Origin of the sequence: Streptomyces aurantiacus JA 4570 (genome assembly GCF_000414115.1) — a bacterium.
Classification (GTDB): Bacteria; Actinomycetota; Actinomycetes; order Streptomycetales; family Streptomycetaceae; genus Streptomyces; species Streptomyces aurantiacus_A.
Window position 1 is genome coordinate 1 of the sequence record NZ_AOPZ01000078.1, and the last position, 18,160, is coordinate 18,160.

Sequence of the window (18,160 nt, forward strand, 5' to 3'; positions counted from 1 at the left end):
GGTTGAGGTAACCACGGGCCAACGACGGCCCGCTGAGCCACAGTTCACCGGCCACCCCATCCGGGGCAGGCCGCAACCGCGCGTCCAGCACGTAGGTGCCGGTGCCCGGCAGGCGGCGGCCGATGGGCGGAGCCGTGCCGTCCGGCTCCAACGGATCCGACCACGTGGCCACGACCGTGGCCTCGGTGGGCCCGTAGGAGTTGACCAAGCGGTGGTGCGGCGCCCACCGCGCCACCAGCTCCGCCCCACAGGCATCGGCTCCGACCGTCAGGGTCTTCAGGTCGGGCAGCGTGCCAGGCGTGTCCGACGGCAGCGTGGCCAGCGCGGCAGGCGGCAGCAGCGTGTGGGTGATGCGTTCCTCGCGCAGCACCTCGGCCAGTTCCGCGCCGAGCAGCGGGCCGGGTCGCGGTACGACCAGACTCGCCCCCTGCGGCAGGGACATGCACAGCTCCAGCACCGAGGCATCGAAACTCGGCGTGGCGAAGGCGAGCACCCGGTCCCCGGGGACCACCTGGTAGTGGGCGGCCTCGGCGGCGGCGAAGCCCGCCATCCCCCGGTGGGTGACGACCACACCCTTGGGGGTGCCGGTCGAACCCGAGGTGTAGATGACGTACGCAGGATCATCGAGCCGCAGCGGACGAACACGGTCGGCATCCGTCGGCCGTAGTCGTACGTCCTGGTCTCCGGTCAGCAGACCGGTGACCTCCTCCGTGTCCAACGTCAGGGCTGGTGCCGCGTCCCGCAGCATCAACTCAACCCGCTCCTGCGGATAGCCGGGATCCACCGGCAGGAACGCCGCACCCGCCTTCGCGACCGCCACCTGGGCGAGAACCATCTCCGCCGAACGCGGCAGCGTCAGCGCAACAAGATCGCCAGGACCCACACCCCTCGCGATGAGCCGGTGCGCCAGCACATTCGCCCGCACCTCCAACTCCGCGAACGACAACGACAAGCCAGGCGCAACCAGAGCCGGAGAATCCGGAGCACGGTCCACCGCCGCCTCCACCAGAACAGGCAGAGTGACCGGCTCCACCAGGTCGATCTGCGGGCGAGCCGGGCCCGCCAACAGGCGGGTGCGCTCGGCGGGCGGCAGGATGTCGACGGCGTCAAGGCGCGTGGTGTCCGTCGAGTCCGCCAGCGCGTGCAAGGTATGGAGAAGCTGGTCGGCCAGAGAGCGAGCTGTGGACGCCTCGAAGTAGCGGGGGTCGTAACCGAGCTCGACGGAGAGCCGCTCCCCGGGCGAGATCACCACGGTGATCGGGTAGTTGGTGGCTTCGCGGGCCTCCAGGTCCCGCATGCGCACGCCGTGGGCGCCCGCGGTGCTGTCGTCGACCGGGTAGTTCTCGAAGACGAGCAGGCTGTCGAACAGGGGTGTCCCCGCGGGCAGTTCACTGAAGGCGTGCAGGCGGGTGAGCGGTACGTGGCCGAAGCGGCGGTCCTCGGCCCGCGCGGACTGCGTCCGGCGCAGCCACGCGTCGCACGTCTCCCCGCCGTCCACGGTGGCCCTCGCGGGCAGCGTGGTGATGAACAGGCCGGTGATGGTGTCGGCGCCGGGCAGGTCCGAGGGCCGCCCGGAGACGGTGGTGCCGTAGCAGACCTCCGTCTCGCCGCTCCACCGCGAGAGGAGCAGCCCCCAGGCGCCCTCCACCACGGTGTTGAGGGTCAGCCGGTGCCGGCGGGCGAACTCCTGGAGCCGCCGGGTGGAGTCCTCGCCGAGCCGCTGCGACAGCCAGGTGCCGGAGCAGGCCGTGGCACCCAGGGCGGGCCTGCGGTCGTAGGGCAGGGCGGTGGGAGCGGTGAGTCCGGCGAGGGCGGTGCGCCAGTGCTCCTCGGCGCCGGCCGTGTCGCGGCCCGCGAACCAGGCCGCGTAGTCCGCGAACGGGCGGCGGTCCGGCAGGCGCGGCTCGTCGCCCGCGGCGAGCGCGGCGTGGCAGGCCACGACGTCCGACAGGACGTGGAAGACGCTCCAGCCGTCGAGCAGGACGTGATGGAAGGTCCACACCACGCGCACCTCGTCCGGGCCGAGCCGGATCAGGGCGACGCGCAGCAGCGGCACGCCGTCGAGGGCGAGACCGCGGGCCTTGTCCTCGGCTAGCAGCCGCTCCAGTTCCGCCGGGCGCCGCTCGGGCGCGAGGTCGCTCCAGTCGTACTCGGTGACGGGCAGGGACGCGGTGCGGTGCACGGCCTGGAGCGGGACGGGTACGCCGCTCAGGACCACGGCGGTGCGCAGCACGGGGGTGCGGTCGACGACGTGCTGCCAGGCGGCGGCCAGCGAGCCGGTGTCGCGCACCCCGTCCATCACGAACGTGACCTGCTCGGTGTAGACGCCCCCGCCGGGGTCGTCCATGCCGTGGACGACCATGCCGGACTGGGTGGGCGTGAGCGGGTAGACGTCCACGATGTCGCGGCCGGTGCCCACGAGCCGGTCGACGGCTTCCTGGTCCAACGGAGCCAGCGGGAAGTCCGACGGCGTACGGCCTCCGGCACCGGGCTCGGCGCAGTGCCGCACGATCGCGCGCAGCTCTTCGGCCATCTCGGCGGCGAGGCGGTCGACGGTGTCGCGCCGGTACACCTCGCGCGAGTAGGACCAGGTGAACTCCAGTCGTTTGTCCGTGACATGGCCGAGGACGTCGATGAGATGCGGTCGCTCCGCGGCCAGGTCCATGCCGCCGATGAGCCCGCCGTGCGGCGCGTGCAGCAGGCCGCCGGTCGGGGCGTTGCCGTCCTGCTGCCCGAGGTAGTTGAAGCCGAGCTGCGGAAGGCCGGGGAGTTCCTCCCCCGCCGTGGCGTGCAGATGGCGCAGGGCGCCGTAGCCGAGGCCGCCGCGCGGCACGGCGCGCAGGCTCTCCTTGACGGACTTCAGGGCGGAGCCGGTGTCCGCGTGCCGGGGCACGTCGAGGACGACGGGGTACACGCTGGTGAACCAGCCGACGGTACGGGACAGGTCGACGCCGTCGAACAGTTCCTCCCGGCCGTGGCCCTCCAGCGTGACCGGCACCCGGTCCCGGCCGGTCCAGCGCGCCATGACCCGGCCCAGGGCGCACAGCAGGACGTCGTTGACGCGGGTGCGGTAGGCGTCGGGCACGTCCTGGAGCAGCCTGCGGGTGTCCTCGCGGTCCAGGACGACCGTCACCGTCTCCTCGTTGGCGGCGGTGTTGGCGCCGGGCAGGTCGGTGGGCAGCGTGGCGTCCCCCGACGCTGCGTGCCAGTGGGCGAGTTCGTCGTCGAAGCCGCCGGCCGCGGTGTGGTCGAGGAGCCGCCCCGCCCACGCCCGGAAGGACGTGGTCTTGGGCCCGAGGTCCACGGGGTGCCCGTCGCGCAGCGCGCGGTAGGCGCTGTCCAGGTCCTCCAGGATCACGTGCCACGACACGGCGTCGACGACCAAGTGGTGGGCGGCCAGGAGCAGTACGGGCCTCCCGTCGCCGCCGGGGCGGCACAGCGCGGCCCTGAACAGGGGGGCGGCGGACAGGTCGAAGCTGCCGCTCAGGCGGTCGGCCAGCTCGTGCAGCGCCGCGTCGGTGCCTTCCGGGGTGCGCCGCGGCAGGTCGTGCACCTCCAGGTGGACCCCGTCGCCGGGGGCGGTGCCGTACTGGCGCCAGCGCCCGTCGGCGTCCCTCTCGTAGCGCAGCCGCAGGGCGTCGTGGTGTTCGAGGACCGCGGCGAGCGCGCCGCGCAGCAGCGTCTCGTCAGTGTCGGCGGCCAGGTGGTGGGAGACCCCCTGCGTGAGGCGCGCCGGGTCACCGGTGAGGGTGTCGAACAGCCAGTGCTGTACGGGGGTCAGTGGCGCCTCGCCCACGACCGGGCCCTGTTCTGCGCGGGTCGCCGAGGCGGGCAGGTCCTCGGCCGCCACGGCCAGCTCCGCGATCGTCTGGTGCTGGAACAGGTGCCGGGGGGTGAGGGACAGGCCGGCCCGGCGGGCGGCGGAGACGATCTGGATGCCGAGGATGGAGTCGCCGCCAAGGGTGAAGTAGTTGTCGCGCACGCCCACGTCGGACACGCCGAGCACCTCGGACCAGATGGCGGCGAGTGTCTTCTCGGCGGCGGAGCGTGGCGCGTGCTCCCCGCCGCCGGTGTCACCCGTCGGCCACACCGGCTCGGGCAGTGCCCGGCGGTCCAGCTTCCCGGTGGCGCCGAGCGGCAGCTCCTCCAGCGGCACCACCACGGACGGGACCAGGTGGTCGGGCAGCGTCCGCGCGAGGAAGGCGCGCAGCTCGGCAGAATCCGGGACATCAGCGCCGTCGGGGACCGCGTAGGCCACGAGGCGCCGGTGGCCGTCGTGTTCGACCACTTGGGCGGCGGCCGCGGACACGTGCGGGTGCCGGGCGAGGGCGGATTCCACCTCTCCCAGCTCGATGCGGAAGCCGCGCAACTTCACCTGGTGGTCGGTGCGGCCGAGGTAGTGCAGTTCGCCGCGGGCGTCGCGGCGTACGAGGTCGCCGGTGCGGTACATCCGGGTGCCCGGCGCGCCGAAGGGGTCGGCGGTGAAGCGGGACGCGGTCAGACCGGGCCGGTTGAGGTAACCACGGGCCAACGACGGCCCGCTGAGCCACAGTTCACCGGCCACCCCATCGGGCACCGGCCGCAGCCGTGCGTCCAGCACATACGTGCCGGTACCAGGCAGCCGCCTGCCGATGGGCGGAGCCGTGCCCTCCAGCTCCAACGGATCCGACCACGTGGCCACGACCGTGGCCTCGGTAGGCCCGTAGGAGTTCACCAAGCGGTGGTGCGGCGCCCACCGCGCCACCAACTCCGCCCCACAGGCGTCAGCCCCGACCGTCAGGGTCTTCAGGTCGGGCAGCGTGCCAGGCGTGTCCGACGGCAGCGTGGCCAGCGCGGCAGGCGGCAGCAGCGTGTGCGTGATACGGCCACCGCGCAGCACCTCCGCCAACTCGGCACCGAGCAGCGGGCCGGGCGGAGGCACCACCAAAGTCGCCCCCTGCGGCAAGGACATGCACAGCTCCAGCACCGAGGCATCGAAACTCGGCGTGGCGAACGCCAGAACCCGGTCCCCGGGACGCACCTGGTAGTGCGCGGCCTCGGCGGCGGCGAAGCCCGCCACCCCCCGGTGGGTGACGACCACACCCTTGGGAGTGCCGGTCGAACCCGAGGTGTAGATGACGTACGCAGGATCATCCAGCCGCAACGGACGGACACGGTCGACGTCCGTGGGTCGATGCCCCGGCTCGTCGGCCGGTGCGGCGGCGAGCAGACCGGTGACCTCTTCGGCGCCCAGGGTCAGCGCGGGCGCCGCGTCCCGCAGCATCAACTCAACCCGCTCCTGCGGATAGCCGGGATCCACCGGCAGGAACGCCGCACCCGCCTTCGTGACCGCCACCTGAGCCAGAACCATCTCCGCCGAACGCGGCAGCGTCAGCGCAACAAGATCACCGGGACCCACACCCCGCGCGATGAGCCGGTGCGCCAGCACATTCGCCCGCGGCTCCAACTCCGCGAACGACAGCGACAAGCCAGGCGCATCCAGAGCAGCGGCATCCGGCGTGCGATCCACCGCCGCCTCCACCAGAACAGGCAGAGTGACCGGCTCCACGGAATCAATCTGCGGGCGAGCCGCACCCGCCAGCAAACGGCTCCGCTCGGCGGGCGGCAGCACATCAACGGCATCCACTCGCGTGGTGTCCGTCGCACCGGCCAGCTCGTGCAGGGTGTGCAACAGCTGGTCGGCCAGGGAGCCGGCCGTGGACGCCTCGAAGTAGCGGGGGTCGTAGCCGAGCTCGACCGCGAGCCGCTCGCCCGGCGAGATCATCACGGTGAGCGGATAGTTGGTCGGCTCCAGGTCGCGTTCCTGCTCGATGGTCAGGCCGTACCGGGCCAGCGCGTCCGCGTCGAACGGGTAGTTCTCGAAGACCACGATGCTGTCGAACAGGCTGGTGCCGCCGGGGATGTCGCTCCAGGTCTGCATCTGGGCGAGGGAGACGAAGTCGTGGCGCCGGGACTCCGACTGGGCGGCCTGGAGCTCGCCGAGCCAGTCCAGGAGGCGCCGCTGCCCGTCGACGTGTGCCCGAGTGGGCAGCGTGTTGATGAACAGGCCGACCATGGAGGTCACGCCCGGGAGATCGGCCGGGCGCCCGGAGACGGTCGTGCCGAACACCACGTCGTCACCGCCGCCGTAGCGGGCCTCGTCGGTGTTGAGGGCCTCCCGCCAGGCGCCCACCGCGTCCGGCACCACGAGGGCGTAGTCGTGGCGGACGACCGGCGAGAAGTTGGACACGGCGAGCAAGGGGGTGCCGTCCGTGGCGTAGCGCAGGAACGCCAGCACGTTGTCCTGCGCCGCGTCCACCGTGATCCAGGAGAATCCGGCCGGGGCCGTGTCCTGCTCCCAGAGGGCGGGCGCGGCCAGGTACGCGTGGTTGAGGTCCCGCACCAGCCGCCGCACACCCCGGTGGTCCTCCCCGGCCGGGTAGGAGTCGTCCAGGAGCCCCCAGTCGAGTCCCTGTTCCTGCGACCACTCGGCGCCCTGGGCGAACTCCTGTCCCATGAAGAGGAGTTGCTTGCCGGGGTGGGCCCACATGAAGGCCAGGTAGGCGCGGTGGTTGGCGCGCCGCTGCCACCAGTCGCCGGGCATCTTCGACACCAGCGCGCCCTTGCCGTGCACCACCTCGTCGTGGGAGAGCGGCAGGAGGTAGTTCTCGCTGTACGCGTAGACCATGGCGAAGGTCAGCTCGCCGTGGTGGTACTGGCGGTGCACGGGTTCGTGCCGGATGTACTCCAGGGAGTCGTGCGACCAGCCCATGTTCCACTTCAGGCCGAAGCCGAGCCCGCCGAAGCCTCCGGGCCCGGTGTGGTGGGTGGCCCGGGTGACGCCGTCCCAGGCGGTGGACTCCTCGGCGATGGTGACGACCCCCGGGGCACGCCGGTAGACGGTGGCGTTCATCTCCTGGAGGAAGGACACGGCGTCCAGGTTCTCGCGGCCGCCGTGCTCGTTCGGCGACCACTGACCGTCCTCGCGCGAGTAGTCGAGGTAGAGCATGGAGGCGACGGCGTCCACACGCAGGCCGTCGATGTGGAACTCCTCGCACCAGTAAGTGGCGTTGGCGACAAGGAAGTTGCGTACTTCCTTGCGGCCGTAGTCGAAGGTGAGGGTTCCCCAGTCGGGGTGTTCGGCACGCCGGGGGTCGTTCGGCTCGTAGAGGGGCTCGCCGTCGAACGCCGCCAACGCCCAGTCGTCCTTGGGGAAGTGGGCCGGAACCCAGTCGACGATCACCCCGATGCCGGCCTGGTGCAGGGAGTCGACGAGGTATTTGAAGTTGCCGCCTGCCCAGCCGAACCGGCCCAGGTAGTTGAAGCTGACGCCGGCCGTCGGCGCGCCGGTGAGCCGGTCGTCCCCGGCCAGGTACCGCAGGGCGCCGTAGCCGATGCCCCGGTCGGGGACCGAGCGGAGCTGCTCCTTCACGGCCTTCAGGGCGCTGCCCCAGTCGCCGTCCGGCACGTCGAGCGCGACGGGGTACAGGGAGGTGAACCAGCCGACCGTGCGCGACAGGTCGATGTCGTCGAACAGCTGGTCCTCGCGGCCGTGCCCCTCAAGGCCGACGGCGACGGTCCGCCGTCCCGTCCACCCGGCGAGGACCCGGCCGAGGGCGGTGAGGAGCGCGTCGTCGATCCGGGTGCGATAGGCGCCGGGCACCTCGCGCAGCAGCGCGTCGGTGCGCTGCCGGTCGAGGCGTACGGTGACCTCCCGGACGTCGGCCATGGTGTTGGCGCCGTCGCCCTCGCCGACCGCGTCGGCACAGGAGTCCACGGGCAGCGGCGCGGCACAGTGCCGGGACACGTCCTCCCAGTGCTCGCGCTGGGCCGCGAAGCCACCGGATGCGGTGTGCGCGTGCAGGCGGCGCGCCCACTCCTGGACGGAGGTGGTGCGCTCCGCCAGACGCACCGGTTCCCCGGCCCGCACCTGCCGGTAGGCGGTCTCCAGGTCCTCAAGGAGTACGCGCCAGGAGACGCCGTCGATCACCAGGTGATGCACCGTCAGGAGCAGGCGGGGGCGGGCCCCGTGGAACAGGCGGGCGGTGAGGAGCGGGCCGGTGTCGAGGCGGAAGGCGGCGTGCGCCTCGGCCGTGAGGCGGGTCTCGGTCTCCTCGGCGGCCGCGGGGTCCAGGCCGCTCAGGTCGTGGACTTCGAGGAGTTCGGGTGCCGTCGCCCCGGCGTCGGCGCACGTCTGCCGCCACGCTCCGTCGTCCTGCCGGTCGAAGCGCGCGCGCAGGGCGTCGTGGTGGGACCGGAGGGCGGCGAGCGCGCGGCGCAGGGCGTCGGGGTCGACGTCCTGGGGCGTCTCCACGACGAGGGACTGGTTGAAGAACTCGGGGCGGTGCGGTCCCGCGTCCAGGAACCAGTGCTGGATGGGTGTGAGCGCGACCTCCCCGGCCACCGGGTCGGTGCCGGCGACGGGTGCGGCAGTGCCGCCGGCGGCTGCGAGGGCGGCGATCGTGGGATGCCGGAACAGGTCGCGCGGGGTGAGGGCAAGACCGGCGGCGCGGGCGCGTGAGACGACCTGGATGCTGAGGATGGAGTCGCCGCCCAGCATGAAGAAGTTGTCGTCGGCGCCTACACGTGCCACGCCGAGCAGGTCCGCCCATATGTCGCTGAGGACCTGCTCGGCCCCGGCGCGCGGGGCACGGTAGGCCGTGTCGCCCGTCGCGGTCCAGGCGGGTTCGGGCAGCCGGCGCCGGTCCACCTTGCCGTTGGCCGTCAGAGGCAGCTCCGGCACGGTGACGAAGGCGGCGGGCAGCATGTAGTCGGGCAGGTCCGCGGACAGGTGGGCGCGCAGCTCGGCCGCAGCCGGGGCCGGTGTGTCCGGGGCCGGTACGAGGTGGGCGGCCAGGCGTTTGCGTCCGGCGTGCTCGTACAGGGACACGACCGCCTCGGCGACGGCCGGATGGGCCGTGAGCCGGGCCTCGATCTCGGCGGGCTCGACGCGGAAGCCGCGGATCTTGATCTGGTCGTCCGCGCGTCCCACGAAGTGCAGTTCGCCGTCGCCGCTCCAGCGCACGATGTCGCCGGTGCGGTACATGCGGGTGCCGGGCGGGCCGAACGGGTCGGCGAGGTAGCGGGCGGCCGTGACCCCGGGCAGCCCGGCGTAGCCGCGGGCCAGGCCGGCGCCCGCGACGTACAACTCCCCTGGTACGCCGGGAGGTTGGGGCTGCAGCGCGTCGTCGAGGACGTACACCCGGGTGTTGTCCAGGGGCCGTCCGATGGGCAGCACCGCGGGCAGCGGGTCGCCGGCGCGGAAGGGGCGCCGGGTGGCGAACGTGGTGGTCTCGGTGGGGCCGTAGCCGTCTACGACGGTCAGGCCGGGGCAGGCGTCCAGGACCCGGGCGACCACCGCGCCGGGCACGGCCTCGCCACCGGTCCACACCTCCGTGGCACCGCGCAGGCAGGCCGGGTCCTCCTGGGCGAGCAGGCGGAAGAGACCCGCGGTGAGCCACAGGCAGCGCACGCCCTGCTCGGCGATCGCGCGGCGTACACCGGCGGCGTCCAGGTCGTCCGGCGGCGCGAGCACGGCGGTCCCGCCGTGCAGCAGCGGCACCCACAGCTCGTACGTCGAGGCGTCGAAGGCGTGCGGGGAGTGCACGAGAACCCGCTCGTGCCCGGCGAAGGCACGGTCGAGGGCGAGCGCGGCGACGTCCCGGTGGCGCACGGCGACACCCTTGGGGGTGCCGGTGGAGCCCGAGGTGAACATCAGGTACTGGACGTTGTCGGGGTGCACGAAGGGGACGCCCGGCTCGGTGGACGTCGGCCCGTCGGCCACCCGCCCGTCGGCCGCCGCATCGCAGAGACCGCCGCCGAAGCCGTCGTCGAGATCGCCGTCGAGATCGCCGTCGAGATCGCCGTCGACACGCAGCACGGTGCCGTCGGGCAGCACGTCCCGCGCGCTCTCCTGCCAGGCGGCATCGGTGAGCAGCAGCGTCGTGCCCACGTCGGCGAGCAGCCGGCGCAGCCGCTCGCCCGGTGCCCGCCCGTCCAGCGGGACGTACACGCCGCCGGTGCGGGCGAGGGCGAGCTGCGCGACGACGAGGGTGACTGAACGGTTCATCAGGACACCCACGGGCACTTCGGCCCTGACGCCGAGCGCGGTGAGCCGGGCGGCGAGGGCTGCGGCCCGGTCGTCCAGCTCTCCGTAGGTGAGCCGTTCGGCTCCGGCCTCCAGGGCGACGGCGTCGGGCGTGCGCCGCACCTGCGCGGCGAACAGCTCCGCGGCGGTGACGTCCGGGATGTGCGCGGAGGTGTCGTTCCAGGTGTCGAGCACCTGGTGGCGGCGGGCGGGCGTCAGCAGGGGCAGCCGCGCGGGCGCGCGTTCCGGTTCGGCGGCCATGCCTTCCAGGAGGACGGTCAGGTACTCGGCCATCCGTGCGGCGGTGGCGGCGTCGAACAGCTCGGGGTCGTAGCCGACGCGCAGGGTCAGTTCGGTCCCGGGGTACGCCACCAGGCTGAGCGGGTAGTTGGTGGTCTCGATGCCGTCGAGCCCGCTCAGCCGAAGGCCGTGGGCGGCGGCGAGATCGTCGTCGACGGGATAGTTCTCGAAGACCACGATGCTGTCGAACAGGGCGGCGCGCTCGGGGAGTTCGGTGAGCGCCTTCATCCGTGTCAGCGGCGCGTAGTCGAAGCGGCGGTCCTCGCTCTGGTCGCGCTGGAGGTCGCGCAGCCAGTCGAGCAGGGTGCCGTCGCGCGGCACGGTGACCCGGGTGGGCAGGGTGGAGATGAACAGGCCGGTCATGTCCTCGGCGCCGGGCAGCTCGGGCGGCCGTCCGGAGACGGTGGTGCCGAAGACGACGTCCGCCCGGCCGGCCTGTCGGCTCAGGAGCAGTGCCCACGCGCCCTGGACGAGGGTGTTGACGGTGAGTCCCGCCGTCCTCGCGAGGGCTTCGAGCGCCCGGCTGGTGGCCTCGGGCACGGTGGCGCGGACCGCGTCCGTGGACTCGGCGTGGTGGCTCTCGCGCGGCTCGCGGTCGTAGGGCAGCGCGGTGGTCTCGCTCAGGCCGGTGAGGCGGTCCTGCCAGTGGCGTTCGGCCTCCGCCCGGTCGCGGTCGCGCAGCCAGGCCACGTAGTCGCGGTACGGACGCCGGTCGGGCAGGCCACTGCCGGCTCCGGGCACATCGGCGAGGTGGGCGTGCCGGGCGAACACGTCGGACAGGACGTGGAACAGGCTCCAGCCGTCGAGGATCAGGTGGTGGAAGGACCACACCACGCGCACGGAGGTGTCGGAGAGCCGGGCGAGGGCCAGGCGCTGGAGCGGGGCCGGCGTCAGGTCGACGCCGCGCTCGCGGTCCTGGTCGAGGAAGTCCCGCAGCCTGGTCCCCCGCTCGTCCTCGCCGAGGCCGCGCCAGTCGAGGTGGGTGACGGGGACGGTCGCGCGCCGCCGCACCACGAAGAGCGGTTCGGGGACGTCCTGCCACACGACGTCGCCGCGGAGCACCGGGGTACGGTCCGTGACCTGCTGCCAGGCCGCCGCGAACGCCTCGGGGTCGGGCACGCCGTCCAGGACGAACGACAGCTGCTGGAAGTAGACGCGGCGGTCGTCCTGCGACAGGCCGTGGAAGAGCATGCCCGCCTGGGTGGGCGTGAGCGGATGGACGTCCTCCACCGCGCCGGGGTCGTCTCCGGTGATCCGGTCCACGGCCGCCTGGTCGAGCCCGGCCAGCGGGAAGTCCGACGGGGTGCGCCCGCCGGTGCCGGGGGTGGCGGCGTGCCGGGCGATGCCGCCCAGCGCGTGGGCGAACCGCCCGGCGAGGTCGGCGACGGTGGACTCCTGGTGCAGTTCGGCGGAGTAGAACCAGGTGAACTCCAGCTCTTCGCCGTCCAGTTGGCCCACGACCTCCAGGGGGTGGGGGCGGGTGGCGAGCGGATCGGCGTCCAGCTCCAGCGGGCGGAACGTGTCGCCGTACAGGCTGTCGGGCGCGCCGGTGACCCCGAACCGGCCCAGGTAGTTGAAGCTGACCTGCGCGGCGGGCGCCGGCGGCAGCACTCCGGGCCGGGCCAGGTACCGCAGGCCGTCGTGCCCCAGGCCGTGCCGCGGCACCGCGCGCACCTGCTCCTTGACCTGCTTGAGTACGGTGTCCCAGCTCGCGTCGGGCGGGACGGCGAGGGCGACGGGGTGACGGGTGGTGAACCAGCCGACGGTACGGCTGGGGTCGACGTCGGCGAAGAGCTCCTCGCGGCCGTGTCCCTCGACGTCCACGAGCACGCGCTCGTGTCCGGTCCACGCGCACAGCACCCTGCCGAGGGCGCTCAGCAGCACGTCGTTGACCCGGGTGCGGTAGGTGTCCGGCAGCGTGCGCAGCAGGGCGGAGGTGTCCTCGGCGCTCAGGCGTACGGTGACCGAGCGCGCCGAGGCGTAGGTGTTGGCGCCGGTCAGGTCCCGCGGCAGGTCCGCCTCGGCGCCGGCGGTGGCCCGTGTCCAGTACGCCGCCTCGTCGTCGAAGCCGCCCTCGGCGGCGTGGGCGGTCAGGCGCCGGGCCCAGTGCCGCAGCGGCGAGGACTTGGCGGGCAGCGTCCCGGCCCCGCCGCGGCCCTCGCGGCGGGCGCGGTACGCCCGGTCGAGGTCCTCCAGCAGGACGCGCCAGGAGACGCCGTCGACGACGAGGTGGTGGACGGCCAGGTGCAGGACCGTGGGCAGGCCCTCGCCCCGGTCGTGCAGGACGGCGCGCAGCAACGGACCGCGGGCCAGGTCGAAGGGGCCGAGGTGGGGTGTGTCGGTGTCGGGGCCGGTGTGGTGGCCGAGGCGCAGGCGCGGCATGCGCTCGTCGATGTGCCAGCCGGTGGCGCCCGGCTCCCCGTCGGTGCCGCCCGTCTCCCCGTCGGTGCCGGGGAAGCGGGAACGCAGTGCGTCGTGGTGGGCGACGACGTCGTTGAGGGCCTGCTCCAGGGCCGCCGCGTCGACGGTGCCTGCCAGCTCCGTGGACAGGGTCTGCGCGAAGTGGCCCGCCCGTTCGCCCGCGCTGTCGAACAGCCAGCGCTGGATGGGCGTCAGGGGTGCCGTGCCGGTGGCGGCCACGACGGCCGGGGCCGCGGTTCCGCGGGGGCCGGAGTCGTCCGCGCAGCGGGCGAGGGCGGCGACCGTCTGGTGCCGGTAGATGTCACGGGAGGTCACCGTGAGCCCGGCCTGCCGGGCCTGGGCGACCACTTGGATGCTGAGGATGGAGTCGCCGCCGAGGGCGAAGAAGTTGTCGTCGGCGCCGACCCGCTCCACGTGCAGCACGTGGGCCCAGATTCCGGCGAGTACCCGCTCGGTGGGGGTGCGGGGCGCGACGTGGCGGGTGGTGTGCCCGGCGGGCGCCGGCGCCGGGAGGCGGCCGCGGTCCAGCTTGCCGTTGGGGTTCAGCGGCAGCGCGGGCAGCACCATGACGGACGCGGGGACCAGGTAGTCGGGCAGGGTGCGGCCGAGTGTCCGGCGCACCGCCTCCGGTTCTAGGTGTGCCCCCGGAGCCGGGACGACGTAGCCGACCAGACGCCGGTGGCCGTCGCTCTCCAGGACGGTGGCGGCGCTCTCCGCCACGCCCGCGCAGCCGCGCAACGCCTCCTCGACCTCGCCGAGTTCGATGCGGAAGCCGCGCACCTTGACCTGCTGGTCGCTCCGGCCGAGGTACTCCAGTTCACCGTCGGCGGTCCAGCGCACCAGGTCCCCGGTGCGGTCACCAGGTCCCCGGTGCGGTACATGCGGGCGCCCGGCAGGCCGAACGGGTCGGGGAGGAAGCGGGCGGCGGTCAGTTCGGGGCGTCCCAGGTAGCCGCGCGCGAGGCCGTCGCCGCCCAGGTACAACTCGCCCGTCACGCCCGGGGGCTGGGGGCGAAGGAGCCGGTCGAGGACGTAGGCACGGGTGCGGGCGACGGGCCTGCCGATGGGCGGGGACTGGCCGGGCACCTGCTCGCCCGCGAACCAGGCGGTGGCGTAGACGGTGGCCTCGGTGGGGCCGTAGATGTTGGCCACCTCGCAGGACGGCATGGCCTCGCGCAGGTCGCGCACGGTCTGCGCGGGCAGCGCCTCGCCCGCCAGGACGACCGTGTCGGCGGCCACGGCCGCGCCGTCCGCGGTGAGCATCCGCGAGACCGCCGACGGCACGCCGCTGAGGAGCCCGGCCCGTTTCGGCGCCGCCTCGTCGGCGAGCGCCGCCAGGTCGGCGACCACCTCGACGCTGCCGCCCGCGAGCAGCGGGCAGAGCAACTCGAAGACGGACACGTCGAAGTTGAGGGACGTGGACGCCAGCACGTGCGCGAGGCGGCGGGGTCCGAAGCACTCCCCCGCCCACGCGGCGAGCGCGGCGACGCTGCGGTGGGTGACCACGACTCCCTTGGGGCGTCCGGTCGAGCCCGAGGTGTAGATGACGTACGCGGGATGGTCCGGGAGCAGGGGCCGCACGCGGTCGGCGTCGGTCGGGTCCGCGTCGGCCGGGCCCGGGTCGCCGTCGGCCGGGCAGTCCTCGAGAAGCAGGGGATCACAGCCCTCGGGCAGCGCGTCCGCGGTCTCACGGGTGGCGACGACCAGGGCCGGCGCGGCGTCGTCGAGCATGAAGGCGACGCGTTCGCGCGGGTAGCCGGGGTCCACGGGCAGATATCCGGCGCCGGACTTCAGGACCGCCCACAGGGTCGGCAGGAGGTCGGCGGTGCGGGGCAGGCACAGTGCCACGAGCGTCTCGGGCCCGGCGCCGCGGGCGACGAGGAGCCGGGCTAGCCGGTTGGCGCGCCGGTTCACCTCCGCGTAGTCGAGGCGCGTGGGGCCGCAGAGCACGGCGGTGCGGTCGGGCGTGGCGGCCACCTGCGCCTCGAAGAGCGCGGGCAGCGTGCCGTCGCCGCGCTCGCGGGGCCGCTCGGCGGGCGTCGGCGGGTTCCACGATTCGAGCAGGGTGTGCCGCTCGTCCTCCGACATGAGCGGCAGCCCGGCCAGCCTCCGGTGCGGGCTCTCCACCATGCCTTCGAGGAGACGGTGCAGATGACCGCTCATGCGGGAGACCGTGTCCGCCCGGAACAGGTCGGTGTTGTACTCGACCGTCAGCTCGCAGCCGCCGTCCGGCCGCGGCGAGAACTCGAGGACCAGGTCGAAGCGGGCGGCCGGGCGCGGCAGCGGATGGTCCTCGACGCGCACCCCGCCGCAGTCCCCGGGGTGGTCCACGGCGGTCTGCTGGACCACGAGAGCCTGCACCAGGGGGGTGCGGCTCGGATCGCGGGGCGGCGCGAGTTCCTCGACGACGCGGTCGAACGGCACCCCGTCGTGGGCGAAGGCGTCGAGGACGGTCGCGCGCATGCTCTCCACGAACCGGTCGACGGTCATGGTGTCGTCCACCACCTCGCGCAGCACCACGGTGTTGGCGAAGAAGCCGGTGACGTCCTCCAGGTCGCGGCGGCCCCGCCCGTTGGTGACGGTGCCGAAGGCCACGTCCCGCTGCCCGGAGTAGCGGGAGAACAGCACGGCCGCCGCTCCGGCGAACAGGGTGAAGACGGTGGTGCCGCGCCCGCTCGCCAACTGCCGCAGCCGCACGACCAGTTCGGCGGAGAGCGTGTGGCGGTGCGCGGCGCCCGCGGTGGTGCGCACCGCGGGCCGGGGCCGGTCGGTGGGCAGTTCCAGCTGCGGCATCCCCGTCAGGTGCCGCTTCCAGTACGCGAGGTCCTCGGCGTGGCCGTCGCCGGACCGTTCGTGCTCCCACACGGCGAAGTCGGGGTACTGCACGCCGGGCGCGGGCAGGCCGTCCGGTGTGCCGGCGGCCTCCGCACGGTAGAGCGCGGTCAGGTCCCGGGTCAGGATGCCCACCGACCAGCCGTCGGTGACGATGTGGTGCTGGGCGAGCAGCAGCAGGTGGTCGTCGTCGGCGCGGTGGACGAGCAGGGCCCGGGTCAGCGGCCCCGCCGCCAGGTCGTAGGGGCGGCTCAACTCGTCGGCGAGGAGCCGCTCCGCGGCCTCTGCGCGCTGCTCGGCGGGCAGTTCGCGCACGTCGGCGGTGCGCAGCGGCAGGACGGATTCGCGGCCCACCCGCTGTACGCCCTGCCCGTCGACGGTGGCGAAGGTGGTGCGCAGGGAGTCGTGGCGGGCGGCCAGCCGGTCCAGGGCGCGGCGCAGCGCAGCGGTGTCCAGGTCTCCGCGCAGCCGCAGTGCCACGCCGGTGTTGTACTCGGTGCCGCCGTCGGAGAGGTCGTCGAGGAACCACAGGCGCCGCTGTGCGCTGGACAGCGGCAGCGGCCGGTCGCGCGGGACGGCCGGGATCGGCTCCGCCGTCACGGCGGCGGAGGGATCGGCGAGCAGCGGGGCGAGGGCCGCGACGTTGCGTGCGGTGAAGACGTCGCGTACGGAGAGGAGCATCCCCAGTTCGTCGCGGATCCGGGACAGGGCCTTGGCGGCGAGGATGGAGTCGCCGCCCAGGTCGAAGAAGTCGTCCTCCACGCCCACCGCGTCGACGCCGAGGACGTCCGCCCAGATGGCGGCGAGCGTCTCCTCCTCGGGGGTGCGGGGCAGGACGCGGCCCGCGGCGGGTGCGTGGGTGGGGACGGGCAGGGCGCGCCGGTCGACCTTGTGCTGCGGGGTAAGCGGCAGCTCGTCCAGGACGACGACGGCCGAGGGGACCATGTGCGCCGGCAGGGCGGCGGCCGCGTAGGCACGCAACTCCGCGGGGTGCGGCGCCTGTTGGCGGCGGGCCGGGGTGACGTAGCCGACCAGCCTGCGCCGTCCCGGCTCGTCCTCGCGCACCACGACCACGGCCTCGCGGACCCCGGTGTGGCGCAGCAGTGCCGCCTCGACCTCGCCGGGTTCGATGCGGAAGCCGCGCACCTTCACCTGGCGGTCGACGCGGCCGAGGTACTCCAGTTCGCCGTCGGCGGTCCAGCGTGCCCGGTCGCCGGTGCGGTAGAGGCGGGCGCCGGGCGGCCCGAAGGGGTCGGCGACGAAGCGCGCCGCGGTCAGGCCGGGCCGGTTGAGGTAGCCGCGGGCCACGCCGTCGCCGCCCACGTACAGTTCGCCGTCGCCGCCGGCGGGCACCGGGCGCATGTCCGCGTCCAGGACGTGGGACCGGGTGCCGGGCAGCGGGCCGCCGATTGTCGGGGGGCCGCTCGCCGCGGACAGGGGTCCGGTCCAGGAGGCGACGATGGTGGCCTCGGTCGGACCGTAGGAGTTGACCATCCGGCGGCCGGGGGCCCAGGTGTCGACGAGGTGCGCCGGGCATGCCTCGGCGCCCACGATCAGCGTGTGCAGATGGGGCGCGCCGCCGGGGCCCGGCGCGGGCAGGGTGGCGAGGGCGGCCGGGGGGATGAGGGTGTGGCTGATGCGGTGCTTGTCCAGGACGGCGGCGAGTTCGTCGCCGAGCCACGGTCCGTCCGGCGGGACCACGAGGGTGGCGCCGGTCAGGACGGAGATGAACAGTTCGAGCACGGAGGCGTCGAAGCTGGGTGAGGAGAACTGGAGCACCCGGTCGCCCGGACCCACGGCGTACCGCTCCGCGGCGGCCTCGGCGAAGCCCGCGATGCCGCGGTGAGTGACCGTCACGCCCTTGGGCCGGCCCGTGGACCCCGAGGTGTAGATGACGTACGCGGCGTGGTCGGCGCCGACCGGCGCGTCCGCCACTCCGGCGTGCGCTCCCCCGGCCTCGGTGCCGCCGGTGCCGACGTCCTGCGCGGCGCCCGTGCCGTTCGCGCCGCCCATGAAGTCCCGGACCAGGCCCAGATCGTCGAGGACCACCGCGGGCGCGGCGTCGCCCAGCATCAGCTCGCGCCGCTCGGCGGGATAGTCGGGGTCGACGGGCAGGAAGGCGGCGCCCGCCCGGGCCACGGCCAGTTCGGCGGCGATCAGTTCCATGGAGCGCGGCAGGACCAGGGCCACGGTCCGCTCGGGGCCCGCACCGCGCCGTACGAGCGCGTCGGCGAGCCGCCCGGTCCGGTCCGCCAGTTCGCGGTACGACCACGTCCGTCGGCCGTCGGTCAGCGCGGGCGCCTCGGGCGTGCGCGTCACCCACGCGGCGAACAGTTCGGCCAGCGGCCGGTGCGGCGCCGGATCGGTCCCCTCGCCTCCGGTGGCCGCGGCCGCCTCGGGGGGCCGCGGCAGAGAAGACGCCGGAGTGGATGTGTCATGCGGCTCGGTCATGGGGGCAGTCCTTCGGAGCGGGGACGATGCTGGGCGCGCCGGTACGGGAGGCACGCCCGGACGGCTGGGTCGTGGGGGGGGTACCGCGGCT

General features: G+C 74.0%; 1 protein-coding gene and 1 pseudogene. Both read right to left on the bottom strand.

Going from position 1 to position 18,160, the window contains the following annotated elements; translation table 11 throughout:
* The coding region (glgB, locus tag STRAU_RS42910; protein ID WP_078621131.1) for a 1,4-alpha-glucan branching enzyme at positions 1-13,627 on the bottom strand (13,627 nt) is incomplete at its 3' end.
* A 74-nt stretch (positions 13,628-13,701) separates the two neighbouring features.
* Positions 13,702-18,069: pseudogene (locus STRAU_RS43550) on the bottom strand (amino acid adenylation domain-containing protein); the annotation flags it as partial.
* Between the last annotated feature and the right edge of the window lie 91 nt (positions 18,070-18,160).